Here is a 12,401-nt window from a genome sequence, read left to right as displayed (position 1 = left end):
CAGCGCGGTGCGCCCCAGCGTCACATCGGGAGCGCGCGCGATGCGCGCACTGGTCAGTCGTCCGTGCCGCGGATGCCGACGGTCGACTCGATGACCGGCTTCATCTTCTTGTCGAGGGTCTCGAAGAACATCGACAGCGGGAACTCGTCGTCCATCACCGCGTCCGTGTAGCCCTTCGGCGCTCCGGCGAGGATCTCGTCCGACAGGCCGCGAGCCCACTGCGATGCCGGATGAGGTGTGAGGGTGCCGCGGACGAGCTCGTATGCCGCGAGCCAGTGCGCGACCTTCGGGCGGTCGATCGAGTGCCAGTACAGGTCGTCGATCGCGTCGCCCAGGGCCACCACGGCGTCCGGCACGTTCTCCCAGTCGAACGCCAGGGCGGTGTCGGTCCAGTGCAGCACGCCGCGCTGGTGCAGCCACGCGAACAGCAGCTGCCCGCCGACCGCGTCGTAGTTGCGCGTCCGGGTGCCCGTGATCGCGAAGCGGAAGATGCGGTCGAAGATCACGGCGTACTGCACGAGGTGCGCGTAGTCGTGCATCTCCTGCTCGGTCGCGGTGAGCTCTTCGCCGGCCTCGATGCGCGCCGCGAGGGCGCGCTCGATCTTCACCGACTCGCGGAACGCCGTCATGTCGCAGCGCATCTCCTCGAGCGAGTAGAGGAAGAACGGCATCCGCTGCTTGATCATGAACGGGTCGAACGGGAGGTCGCCGCGCATGTGGGTGCGGTCGTGGATGATGTCCCACATCACGAAGGTCTTCTCGGCCACCTGCTGGTCGTCGAGCATCGCCGCAGCGCGCTCCGGCAGGTCGAGGTTCGTGATCTCGGCGGCGGCGCGCACCACGCGACGGTAGCGGGCCGCCTCACGGTCCTGGAAGATCGCCCCCCAGGTGAAGGTCGGGATCTCGCGCATCGCGACGGTCTCGGGGAACAGCACGGCCGAGTTCGTGTCGTAGCCGGGCGTGAAGTCGACGAGTCGCAGCGAGACGAACAGCTTGTTGCCGTAGTCGCCGGCTTCGAGAGCCGCGATGAACTCGGGCCAGATCGTCTCGACGATCAGAGCTTCGACCAGGCGGTCGCTCGAGCCGTTCTGCGTGTACATCGGGAAGACGACGAGGTGGCGGATGCCGTCGACCCGGTTCTGCTGCGGCTGGAAGGCCATCAGCGAGTCGAGGAAGTCCGGCACGCCGAAGTCCTCGGATGCCCACCGATCGAAGTCGACCACGGAAGTGGCGAGGTACTCCGCGTCATGCGGGAAGGCCGGGGCGAGGGCGCGGATACCGGCGGTGATGGCGCCGACGAGGTCACGGGCGGCGGCGTGGTGCGCGGCATCCGGGATCGAGCCGTCCTTGATCTGCATCTCTCGGATCGCGATCGCGGCGTCTTTGAGCTGCGCCCACGCGGCGGACTGCTCAGCGGTCGACGCATCCTCGACGACCTCGGGTTCGCCGACGATGGCCTGAACAGCGGAACTGTTGGCGGAAAGAAGGGACATCGGGACCTCCGATCGGAGTATTCAACGGAAAGATTCCTGCATAAACGGAATCCTGACGATAATCTTACAGCTATGGATGATTCTGTCGACCGCGCGATCCTGGCCGCGATCTCCCGAGACGGCCGCGCCACCCTCTCTCAGCTGTCCGACGCCGTCGGGCTATCGGTCTCCGCGGTGCAGTCGCGTCTGCGCAGGTTGGAGACGAGGGGAGTGATCTCCGGATACCGCGCGATCCTCGACCCCGAGCAGGTGGGCACTCCGCTCTCCGCCTTCATCGAGATCACCCCGCTCGACCCAGCGCAGCCCGACAACGCCCCCGACCTCCTCGAACATCTCGCGGCGATCGAGGCCTGCCACTCCATCGCCGGCGACGCCAGCTACATGCTGTTCGTCCGTGTCGCGTCACCGCGGGCGCTCGAGGAACTCGTCCGTGATGTGCGCCTCGCCGCCAACGTCAGCACCCGTACGACCGTGGTGCTGCAGACCTACTACGAGCACCGCCCGATCATCCCGGTGGATTCGGCCGAGTAGTCAGAGCACAGCGCCCACCACCGCCTCGCCCAGCGGGGTGCGCAGATGCAGCATCCTGGTGCCGGCGCGCTCGCTCGCGACCAGCCCTGCTCCGCGGAGCACGGCGAGGTGATGCGACGCGGTCGATACTGCGAGGCCGGCATCCCGGGCGACCTGCGATGTCGTCCTGGCGGTACCCGCTCGGAGCAGGATCCCCGCTCTGGCTGGTCCCAGCAGGGCGCCGAGAGCATCGGCGATGTCGGCCGTGTCCCTGGCCCACCCCGCGGTGACGCCGCGGGCCGGGTAGAACAGGGTGGGTTGCGCCGGAGGCTCGGTCAGCACCATGCAACCCCAGGAGGACATGACAGAGGGGGCCAGCACCAGGCCGCTTCCCCGGCAGTCGACCTGTTCGCTGTGGCGCCGCAGCGAGACCCGCACCGCGCCCTCCGACCAGGTGACCTGCCGGTGCAGCTCTCCGGCCATCCCGGCGATGCCTCCGGTCGCGATCCGTTGGGCGCGGACCGCGATGTCGGCTCGCAGCAGGCGTTCGAGCTGCGGCCATACCGGGGCGAGCGCGGCATCCCACACCCCGGCCCAGGCGTCGGCGATCATCGCGCGTGCCCGCACCGGACGCGCCTGCATCTCGCGAAGCGCCTGCTGCCGGGCTCCGGTCGAGCGCAGCACCATCTTGCCGAAGTCGACGCGCATCGGTTCGACAGGCGTGGCGCGCAGTCCCTCGAGCTCGGCCTCCGGAGTCAGGTCCCAGCGCGGCGCGGTCGTCAGGAAGTCGGGCAGGTAGCCGTCGTCGCCGATCACGGTCGACAGCAGCGCGAAGTCGTCACGCGGAAGCCTGTCGCGCACCGTCCGAAGCCATCCCCACTGCAGCGGGTTGGCGGCAGGGCGCCGGAGTGCCCGTACCGCGTGCGCCAGCTCGTGACCGGGGGAGACGCCGAACCGCACGGCCTCGATGTCGCCGGGGCTCAGGTGGAACTCGACGCGGTGGTCGGGATGCTCGACGCCCTCGATCGGCGGCATGTTTCGATCCACATCGAAACTCTAGGGACTGTCCGTGAGGCTGTCGAGACTGAAGCCATGAACAGCACACCATCTCCCTCCGTGGTCGTCGCCGCGGGTGACATCCGGATCGGCTCCGGTCGCAGTCGCCGGTTCGTCGGGGCGGACCATGGCGCCGCCGTCTCCTACTTCTTCGTGGAGAACCACCCGGGCGAGGGTCCGGGACTGCACTGGCATCCCTATCCTGAGACCTGGGTGGTGATCGAGGGTGTCGCCGCGATCACCGTCGGCGACGAGACTCTGGTCGCCAGGGCTGGAGACACCGCGACCGGTCCCGCCTACGTCCCGCACCGCTTCACCAACGTGGGTGACGGCGTCCTCACGATCATCGGCATCCACGCGTCCGCGACCATCATCCAGACCTTCCTCGACGAAGACTGAGCACAGGAGCACACATGTCCTTCCAGGCATACCTCGACAACATCGAGACCAAGACCGGCCTCACTCCGCGGCAGTTCATCGAACGCGCCACCGAGAAGGGGTTCGACCAGACGACCAAGGCTGCGCCCATCGTCGCGTGGCTGAAAGAGGACTACCAGCTCGGTCAGGGGCACGCCATGGCGCTCGTGCACGTGATCACCAAGGGTCCGCAGATCAGCGACAAGCACGTCGGCACGGGCGGAGCGCACGGCGATGCGTCGAACACGCTCTGGCTCGACGGCAAGGACAGCAACCCGAACACCTGATCCCGCGGCCCGCGGAGGTCGGCCATCGGTGCGGCCACTAGGATTCCGTGGGTGGCAGCATCCTCACAGCGCAAGAAGAAGACCCCGAGCGCGAAGCGCACCCCGGCCCGCACCAGCGGCAACCCCGCGAAGCGTCCGGTCGTCGAAGCGGGGCCGGTCACGGTGTCCGACTGGATCGGGGCGGCGCGCCTGCGCACCCTGCCGCTCGCGATCGCCCCGGTGGTCATCGGCACGGGCGCCGCCCGCAGCACAGGACCCGAGTTCCACTGGGTCATCGCGCTCGCGTGCCTCGCTGTCGCGGTGCTGCTCCAGATCGGCGTGAACTTCACGAACGACTACAGCGACGGCATCCGCGGCACCGACGCCCACCGCGTCGGGCCCGCGCGACTCACCGCGTCAGGGCGGGTGGCGCCGCGCACGGTGCTGGTCATCGGGCTGGTGTTCTTCGCGCTCGCGGCACTGGTCGGACTCGCGATCGTGGTGCGCACGGGGCAGTGGTGGATGCTCGCCGTCGGAGCCGCGTGCATCGTCGCCGCCTGGTTCTACACCGGGGGCAAGCGACCGTACGGCTACTACGGGCTGGGCGAGGTGTTCGTGTTCGTGTTCTTCGGACTCGTCGCGACCCTCGGCACCACCTGGGTGCAGGCGTTCGAACTGCCGCAGCAGGCTTGGCTCGGGGCGATCGCGGCCGGTCTGTTCGCATGCGCCGTGCTGTTGGCGAACAATCTGCGCGACATCGATCAGGACCGCGAGGTCGGCAAGCGCACCCTCACGGTGCTGATCGGCCGTCGGGCCACGCAGGTGCTGTTCACACTCTTCGTGCTCGCTCCGTTCGCGATCGCGGTGTTCCTCGCGCTGCTGTTCCCGATCGCGTGGCTCTCGCTGCTGGCGCTCCTCGCCGGGTTGCCCGCGATCCTCATCGTCTGGACCTACCGCCAGCCGAAGGAACTCGTCACCGCGCTCGCGCTCACATCGCTGACGGCGCTGCTCTACGCCGGCGCGCTGTTCTGGGCGTTCGTCGGCTGAGTCCGAGCCGAACCGTCAGGACCGGGGTCTTCGTCGACGGACGTGCTCGTGTCGTCGATCGCCTGGTCCTCGGCATCCGCATCGGCCTGGCCGCCCGAGGTGCGGCTCTCGCGGCGCTCCTGCAGTCGCGCGGAGGCGTCGGTGAGCGGCGTGCGCAGGAACAGCATCGAGATGCTCATGCCGATGAGCGCGGCGAAGATCGCGGCGAGCCACCAGAATTCCCGGAAGATCGGGAAGAACACCCAGAGGATCGCGAGCGGAACGAGGAACGCCAGCAGCCGCAGCACGGTGTAGACGAGGATCGGCGCGGGTTTCTTCACCCCTCCAGTCTACGTTCGCCTCTCGGTCGACTCTGTGTGCCCGCCGTCGACGCCCAGTCGCGCGAGCGGGATGCCGCGCACCACCCGGCGCCAGGGGTGCTCGCCGAGAGACCAGAGGAGTCCGGCGTCGAGGTCGAGCGCCAGATCCTCGCACCCGACCGGCAACGGATGCGCTCCCTGAGCAGCGCGTCGCGTCGACCGCTCCACAGGGCGCCGGGGCGCAGATGATCCGACTGCGACACGAAGTAGCGGTCCGCCCAGCGGACGGCGCCCTGCATCTGCGCGATTCCCGGGGTGAAGACATCCTCTTCGGCGAATCCCGCGCTCCCGGCGTCGGGAATCGTGAACTCGCCGATCCTCCCGGTGTCGTCCCGGAGGTACTCGCCGATGAGGACGCGCGGCAGAGGGTGCCTGCGTCGTCGAACACCCGCCCCAGGTACGAGCAGCGCAGGGGACCGCATGCACGCGGGTGCGCACGGCGACGAGGGCGGTCGTCCGCCCGCCGCGTGGACGCGCGCCGGCGAGGCGCTGGGCGACGGCTCCGCGCACCGTGCGGATGTCGGACAGGTCGAACTCCCAGATGCCGCGTCGCGTCGCGGCGACGAAGAGCCTGTCTTCGAACCAGGCGAGTCCGCCGGCGTGGATCGGCGCGGGCTCGAGCTCGTCCCCATCGCCGTCGCCGTCGCCGTCGCCAGGGACGGTGAGCAGGATGTCCAGGTGCCGCGAGCGCTCGAGGTCGACGAGCGTCACACGGGAGGCCAGGTGCGTCCCGGCGAGATCCTGCCGGAACCAGCTCACGGCCAGAGTCCGTCGCCCCTGCCATTCGCCCAGATCGATGCCCTGCGGGTACCAGCGCCTGGTCCAGGTCCTGGCGCTCAGCCAACGCAGATCGACGGTGTCGCGTCTCTTCTGCCGCACCGGGCGCCAGGTCGATCCGAAGGGCCACAGCATGCTCCCATCGTCGCCGACATGCGGCCTTCGCGCGAACCTGCCGTGCGGCGACGCGCGCACTGTCGGCATTCGTTCAGACTCACAGCTTCTGACATGTATCATGTTACCGTGCCGCCGCGACCATCTCTGGGGGATGGGCGCGGCGACGAGATCGTCGCGAGGTCCGTTGATGGGGGTCAGCGGAACTCGAGACGGAGGGGATCGTCATCGGCGATCCCTTTCCCCGAACGTCAGGCGTTCGGCAGTGCGATGCACTGGGAGGTGTGGCCCCGTTCGGGTACGGGGTCACACCTCAGTCTGTCTTCGGGGGCGCGCCGTCCGCCGACACCGGTCGTTCACCTCCGCGATGCCGTCCGGCAACGAACGCCTGGCACGATGCCCGGACACCGTCTGCCCCAGGAGTTCCGTGCGCACACCCCTCGTCACCGTCATCCTTCCCGCCAAGGACGCCGGCGAGTACATCGGGACGACGCTCGAGACGCTCACGCGACAGTTCGACGATGCGTCCGCGCTCAAGCTCGTGGCCATCGACGACGGGTCCCGCGACGACACGGGCATGCTCATGCGGCAGTACGCACAGCGGTTTCCGCATGCCGAGGTGGTGCGCAACCCGACGGCACGAGGTCTCGCGACGGCACGCAACCAGGGCCTCGCGCATGTCGAGGGCGATGCGTTCTGCTTCGTCGACGGCGATGACTGGATGCAGCCGAGACGGCTCGAGGTGCTGGCGTCGCGGCTGCGGGAATCGGATGCCGACTTCCTCCGCACCGATCATGTCAGGGTCACCGGCATGCAGCGGACGCTCGTACGTGCGCCGAGCCCCTGGCGCGAGCGGGTCATGCCGCCCCGGGAGGCGATCCTGCCCGAGACCGAGTCCACCATGGTCGACTACCCCTACGCGTGGGCGGGGATCTTCCACCGCCGCCTGATCGACCGCGGTCTGGCCGACTTCCCCGAGGGGGCTGTTCACGGCAGAGGACCGCCCCTGGATCTGGCGGCTGCACCTGCAGACGGAGTCGTTCGCGGTGGTCGACGCGCCCGCGCTGCTGTATCGGCGGGGTGTCGGCACCTCCCTCACCCAGGTCAGGGACAGGCGGCAGCTCGACTTCGCCCGAGCGATGAACGAGGTCATCGCCGTGGTCGAGCGCGACCCCGACGCGTCGAGCGCTTCCTGCCGAAGGTCGTGTGGACCGCGCTCGCGCTCAGCTCCCATCACCTGGTGCGGGCGCGGCGGATGGCCCCGCGCGTGCGGGCCGAGATGCGCTCCGGCATCAGGGACATGCTCCACCGGCTCCCCGCCGCCGAGGTCGCGTCTGTGCTGGCGCGCTTCGACGGATCGCGGCGCCGGGTGCTCGCTCGCATCCTCCGTCAAGCCGGACGAGCATCGTGACGCAGGTCTTCGCGCTCCACAGCGCCTATGGACTCGCCACGGCAGCCGCCGCGATCGACCAGGGCCTTCTCGGTTCCGGTGTCGAGCGGCTGCTCGTGCCGTTCACCTCGTCGCGGGTGCCCGAGACCGCCACCGGCATCGGCGAGGATCCGGTGCTGGCATCGCTGCGCGGCCGATTCGATCGCATGGAGCCCTTGGAGGAGCTGCTCGGCCCGGTGCATCCGAGCTCGTGGGAGCCGGCCGACGGCGACCTGCCCCTGCTCGAGCGGCTGCTCGCCCGCGCATGGCGCCTCGATCCGCGCGAGCTGGAGCTGTTCGTGCAGAGCCCGCAGGTCGCGCCGGCCCGCACGCTCATGACGGTGTTCCCCCACGCGCGGATCACGGTCATCGGAGACGGGCTCATGACGTATTCGCCGATGCGGGTACGCCTGCCGTACCCGGTCGCCGCGCGTGTCGAACGTGTCGTGCATGCCGACGTCGTGCCGGGTGTGCGGCCTCTGGTGGGTTCCCCTCGCGCCGAGGTCGTGCCGGTGTCGTCGGCGTCTTTCGCCGCGGCGCTGCACGAGACGGACCCCGGCGATCCCGTCGATGGAGAGGGTGCAGCGACGACCGTGCTCGTGCTCGGTCAGTACCTTTCGGCGCTCGGGCTGATGACGCGTGCGCAGGAGATCGATCTCCAGGGTCGGCTGATCGAGCGTGCGGTGCGGTGGTCGCCGGAGCGGATCGTCTTCAAGCCGCACCCGGCGGCGCCTCCCCTCGTGACCGCGGCGGTGCGCGCGCAGGCGGTCGCGCACGGTGTCGAGTTCGTCGAATACCGGGGCCCGCTGGCGGCGGAGCTGCTCGCCGAACGCCTCGATGCCCTGGCCGTCGTGGCCGGTTTCTCGACGGCGCTCCCCACCGTGCAGACTCTCTTCGGTCGCGCCATCGGCTCCGCGGGCAGCGAGACAGTGCTGGCGGCGCTGACGCCGTACGAGAACAGCAATCGGATCCCCGCGGTCCTGGTCGACGCCCTCACGCGCGAGGCGTCGCCATACGCGGATCCTGCTCGACTGCAGCTGCTGATCGACGCGGTCGGGTATGCGATGCAGCCCGTGATCGCCGGACACCTGCGCGGCCGTGCGGAGCAGCTGTTGCGCGGACTCGACCCGCGGGAACGGGATCGATACTTCCCCCGCGTCGCCTCGCCGAACTGCAGCTGCCCGGCGCGCCGACGGAGAGTGCGCTGCGCCGTGCGTTGCGTCCGGCCGGCGGAGTGGGCAGGGTCGAGAGTGGCGCCTCAACGCCCTGGGTGCGCGGCGACGCGTCGGGCAGGCCTGGCGCGCGATACGAGGACGATGACGAGGATGCAGGACATGGACGAGCACGGGCCCCTCACGGTGGCGATCATCCCCGCACGCGGCGGCTCGAAGCAGGTGCCCCGCAAGAACCTGCAGCGGGTCGGTGGCCTTCCCCTGGTCGCGCGGGCGGTCGGGGCGGCGGCGACGGCGGCCGGCATCGATCTGGTCGTGGTCTCCACCGACGACGACGAGATCGCGACGGTCGCGGCGGCGGCCGGGGCGCGGGTCGTCCGTCGCCCTGCCGAGCTGTCCGGCGACACCGCGACCTCGGAGAGCGCGCTTCTGCACGCGCTGGACGAGCTCGAGACGGCGGGTCTCCGGGTCGAGACCGTGGCCTTCCTGCAGGCGACGTCGCCGTTCATCCCGAGCGAGGCGCTCTCCGCGGCCGTCGACGAGGTGCGGGCGGACCGCGCCGACAGCGTCTTCTCCGCGCACGAGACCTATGGCTTCCTCTGGCGAGAGGGGGAAGAGCGCTCGGCGGAGGCCGTCAACCATGAGGCCGACCGGCGGCCACGCCGACAGGATCGAGAGCCGCACTATCTCGAGACCGGCGCGTTCTACGTGTTCCGTGCCGAGGGCTTCCGTACGCACAGGCATCGCTTCTTCGGTCGGATCCGCATCGCGGCGGTGCCGGAGTGGACCGCGATCGAGATCGATGATGCCGAACAGCTCCGCATCGCCAGGGCGCTGGCACACCTGTACGAGTCGCCGCAGCCGATCCCGGTGCACGCCGTCGTCACCGACTTCGACGGCGTGCACACCGACGACACCGCGATCATCGACGCGGATGGCGGCGAACGGGTGCGCGTCAGTCGCGAGGACGGGATGGGCGTCGCGCTGCTGCGTCGTGCCGGCATCCCGCTGCTGATCCTCTCGACCGAGGTCAACCCCGTCGTCCGTGCCCGTGCCACCAAGCTCCGCGTGCCCGTGCTGCACGGCATCGACGACAAGGAGACGGCTCTGCGCGACTGGGCCAGGGAGAACGAGGTGGCTCTCGCCGACATCGCCTACCTCGGCAACGACGTGAACGATCTGCCGGCGATGCGGATCGTGGGGTGGCCGGTCGCCGTCGCCGACGCGCATCCCCTCGTGCGCGAGGAGGCCAGGGTCGTGCTGCGGCGTCGTGGTGGCGACGGCGCCGTGCGAGCTGATCGAACGGGTGTTGTCGAGCTGACCGACATCGGTAACCCGGTCTTCGCCCGGCGTTCACCCTCGGCCCGTAGTCAGGAGGGAGGGGATCGCACCCGCGTTGGACGACCGGAGGAACCATGACTGTCAGCATCGGCTCGCGAGTGATCGGCGGCGGCCGCCCGGCCTACGTCATCGCCGAGATCGGCCTCAACCACAACGGCGACGTCGACATCGCGAAGCGTCTGATCGACGTCGCGGCCCGCGCGGGCGCCGACGCCGTGAAGTTCCAGAAGCGCACGCCGGAGATCTCCACGCCGGAGCACATGCGTGACGTGCCCCGGGAGACGCCCTGGGGTGTCATGAGCTACCTGGACTACCGTCGCCGCGTCGAGTTCGGCCACGACGAGTACGTCGCGATCGGCGACCACGCCACGATGCTCGGACTCGACTGGTTCGCCTCGCCGTGGGACGTCCCCAGCGTCGAGTTCCTCGAAGACCTGAACGTGGTCGCGCACAAGGTCGCCTCCGCCAGCCTCACCGACACCGAGCTGCTGCTCGCTCTCCGCGAGACCGGTAAGCCCGTCATCCTCTCCACGGGGATGTCGACCATCGCCCAGATCGACCGCGCGCTCGACACGCTCGGCACCGACCGTGTCGTGCTGATGCACGCGACCTCCACCTACCCGCTCGAGCCGGAGGAGGCGAACCTGCGCGTGATCGCGACGCTCCGCGACCGGTATCCCGGCATCCCTGTCGGCTACTCCGGACACGAGCGTGGCCTGCAGATCTCCCTCGCGGCAGTGGCGATGGGGGCCGTCGCGGTCGAACGGCACATCACCCTCGACCGCACGATGTGGGGCTCCGATCACGCGGCATCGCTCGAGCCGACGGGTCTCGAGCACCTGGTCCGCGACATCCGAGTGATCGAGCGCGCCGTCGGCGACGGGGTCAAGCGCGTGTTCGACAGCGAGCAGGCCCCGATGGCGAAACTCCGCCGCGTACCCGCATGACGGACGCCGCGGGCATCCGGGTCGTCGCGATCGCCGACGCCGACTCGTTCGTGAAGTGGTCGGCGGCGCTGCTGGGCACCGTCCCCGGTCTGCGGCCGCACCTGCTGCTCGTACGCACCCCGCTGACGGTCAGCGCCGCGCAGGAGCGGACCGCCCTCGCCGGCACGGCTCTCGGGCCGGACGACGTGACCCGCGTCTCGTTCGCGGAAGCGGCCGGCTGGCTCGCAGGGCAGCGCCCCGATGTGGTCGTGCTCGCCGGTCGCGGCCCGTTCGTGCGACTGATGGGACGGATGATCGATGCGCTGGAGCACCGGCCGGTCACCGTCTCCGGGCTTCCCGGCATGGCCATCCCCGCGCAACGCGGTGCACTCGACTACCGCAGGTACACCGACCTGCTGATCCTCCACTCGCATCGCGAGGTGCGGGCGTTCGAGGAGCTCGGCCGACGCATCGGCGTGCAGGTGCCGACGGCGCTCGCGACCCTCCCGTTCGCCCGACGGCGACAGCGGATGCTGCGACCGGAGCGGGTCCGTGTGGAAGCGGTCGTCGGGGAGGCGGAGGTGTCGCGGTCGCCGAACATCCTGGCCCCATGACTCCGGTGCGGCCGCCCGCGACCGACATCGTGTTCGCCGCACAGGCACTGGTTCCCGCGACCCGTGCGGAGCGCGCCGAGATCGCGGCCACGCTCGTCCGTGCGGCGCAGGCCGAGCCGGGTCGCCGCGTCGTCGTGAAGCTGCGGTCCCGGCCGGGCGAGTCGGAGACGCACCTCGAACGCGAGCCCTACCAGGACCTGTTGCCGCATCGCCGACCGCAGAACCTCGTCTACTCGTACGAGCCGATGGCCACGGCGCTGGAGACCGCTGCCGGTCTGGTCACCGTCAGCTCCACGGCCGCGATCGAGGCCACCGCCCTCGGCGTGCCCGTGATCGCCCTCGACTCGTTCGGCGTGAGCAAGAGCCTGCTGAACACGGTGTTCGTCGGCAGTGGTCTGCTGGGCGGCCGCAGCGAGGTCGTCGCCGGTCGGTTCCGGCATCCGCATCCCGACTGGCTGCGCGACAACTACTTCCATCCCGAGGCGGAGTCGACCTGGTGGGAGCGGGTCGAGCGGCTCGTGGCGCTGCGGCGTTCGGGGCCCTTCCCGCGCGCCGTGTGGCGGCTGCCAGGGGCGGTTCGCTGCACGAGGCCTGGCACCGGGCGAGCGTCCTCGGTGGCGAGGACCGCACGGTGCGGGGCACGACGGCGCTCGCGATCGGAGCGCCGGTGACGCGCGCTCGCCGCCGTGCGCGGGCGGCGGGCACCCTCCGACGGCGGCACCTGGGCCGATCCCACCACCGACTACACCCTCGAGCCCAACCCTTTCCACGACTCTCTTCGGCGCTGAGCCGCCTTCAAGGGTCCGCCCGTCACCGGTCAACCCCGGGCGGCACTCGCGAGTGCCGCCGCGCCCGGGCTCGGTCGCGGCGGCACTCGCGC

At 70.1% G+C, this 12,401-nt stretch carries 13 protein-coding genes; 9 read left to right on the top strand and 4 right to left on the bottom strand.

Annotation, left to right across the window (positions count from 1 at the left end; genetic code table 11):
• Window positions 1–53: 53 nt before the first annotated feature.
• Complete coding sequence (locus G4G29_RS16120; protein ID WP_183150805.1) at window positions 54–1,493, bottom strand: DUF6421 family protein; 1,440 nt, start codon at window positions 1,491–1,493, stop codon at window positions 54–56.
• A 72-nt stretch (window positions 1,494–1,565) separates the two neighbouring features.
• On the opposite strand from G4G29_RS16120, the gene G4G29_RS16115 reads away from it, so the two are divergent.
• Window positions 1,566–2,024 carry a winged helix-turn-helix transcriptional regulator gene (locus tag G4G29_RS16115; protein ID WP_183150804.1) on the top strand — a complete coding sequence of 153 codons (459 nt, stop codon included), beginning with the start codon at window positions 1,566–1,568 and terminating at the stop codon, window positions 2,022–2,024.
• On the opposite strand, the gene G4G29_RS16110 is transcribed toward G4G29_RS16115, so the two are convergent.
• A complete protein-coding gene (locus tag G4G29_RS16110; protein ID WP_183152868.1) occupies window positions 2,025–3,038 on the bottom strand; it encodes a DUF5937 family protein in 1,014 nt (337 codons plus the stop codon).
• Window positions 3,039–3,095: 57 nt separating this feature from the next.
• Here G4G29_RS16110 and G4G29_RS16105 point away from each other — a divergent pair, with 57 nt between their 5' ends.
• Genes G4G29_RS16105 through G4G29_RS16095 form a run of 3 tightly spaced genes read left to right on the top strand, consistent with a single transcriptional unit; the run spans window position 3,096 to window position 4,789 of the window.
• The gene (locus tag G4G29_RS16105; protein ID WP_183150803.1) at window positions 3,096–3,458 is read left to right on the top strand and encodes a cupin domain-containing protein; all 363 of its coding nucleotides are present in this window, start codon (window positions 3,096–3,098) and stop codon (window positions 3,456–3,458) included.
• Window positions 3,459–3,472: 14 nt separating this feature from the next.
• The gene (locus G4G29_RS16100; protein ID WP_183150802.1) at window positions 3,473–3,763 is read left to right on the top strand and encodes a DUF4287 domain-containing protein; all 291 of its coding nucleotides are present in this window, start codon (window positions 3,473–3,475) and stop codon (window positions 3,761–3,763) included.
• Window positions 3,764–3,814: 51 nt separating this feature from the next.
• Window positions 3,815–4,789 (top strand): 1,4-dihydroxy-2-naphthoate polyprenyltransferase, encoded by a 975-nt coding sequence (locus tag G4G29_RS16095; protein ID WP_183150801.1) that lies wholly within the window; start codon window positions 3,815–3,817, stop codon window positions 4,787–4,789.
• Here G4G29_RS16095 and G4G29_RS16090 read toward each other — a convergent pair.
• A complete protein-coding gene (locus tag G4G29_RS16090; RefSeq protein ID WP_244632092.1) occupies window positions 4,753–5,109 on the bottom strand; it encodes a DUF4229 domain-containing protein in 357 nt (118 codons plus the stop codon). The genes G4G29_RS16095 and G4G29_RS16090 overlap by 37 nt on opposite strands.
• 9 nt (window positions 5,110–5,118) lie before the next feature.
• Window positions 5,119–6,060 carry a hypothetical protein gene (locus G4G29_RS16085; RefSeq protein WP_183150800.1) on the bottom strand — a complete coding sequence of 314 codons (942 nt, stop codon included), beginning with the start codon at window positions 6,058–6,060 and terminating at the stop codon, window positions 5,119–5,121.
• Window positions 6,061–6,466: 406 nt separating this feature from the next.
• On the opposite strand from G4G29_RS16085, the gene G4G29_RS16080 reads away from it, so the two are divergent.
• Genes G4G29_RS16080 through G4G29_RS16055 form a run of 5 tightly spaced genes read left to right on the top strand, consistent with a single transcriptional unit; the run spans window position 6,467 to window position 12,192 of the window.
• Entirely contained in the window at window positions 6,467–7,450 is a 984-nt protein-coding gene (locus G4G29_RS16080) for a glycosyltransferase family 2 protein (RefSeq protein WP_244632091.1), read from the top strand.
• On the top strand, window positions 7,447–10,059 hold the full coding sequence (locus G4G29_RS22565) for a polysialyltransferase family glycosyltransferase (protein ID WP_244632090.1): 2,613 nt from the start codon (window positions 7,447–7,449) through the stop codon (window positions 10,057–10,059). Before G4G29_RS16080 ends, G4G29_RS22565 begins: the two co-directional genes overlap by 4 nt.
• Window positions 10,056–10,928: an N-acetylneuraminate synthase family protein gene (locus G4G29_RS16065; RefSeq protein WP_183150798.1), complete on the top strand. Its 873-nt coding sequence runs from the start codon at window positions 10,056–10,058 to the stop codon at window positions 10,926–10,928. The genes G4G29_RS22565 and G4G29_RS16065 overlap by 4 nt, the downstream gene beginning before the upstream one ends.
• A complete protein-coding gene (locus G4G29_RS16060; RefSeq protein WP_183150797.1) occupies window positions 10,925–11,521 on the top strand; it encodes a DUF6716 putative glycosyltransferase in 597 nt (198 codons plus the stop codon). Before G4G29_RS16065 ends, G4G29_RS16060 begins: the two co-directional genes overlap by 4 nt.
• A complete protein-coding gene (locus G4G29_RS16055; protein WP_183150796.1) occupies window positions 11,518–12,192 on the top strand; it encodes a DUF6716 putative glycosyltransferase in 675 nt (224 codons plus the stop codon). Before G4G29_RS16060 ends, G4G29_RS16055 begins: the two co-directional genes overlap by 4 nt.
• Window positions 12,193–12,401: the final 209 nt, after the last annotated feature.

Origin of the sequence: Microbacterium sp. Se63.02b (genome assembly GCF_014171575.1) — a bacterium.
GTDB lineage: Bacteria > Actinomycetota > Actinomycetes > Actinomycetales > Microbacteriaceae > Microbacterium.
The sequence above is the reverse complement of the archived record's forward strand: the minus strand, read 5'-3'. Positions and strand labels throughout refer to the sequence as shown.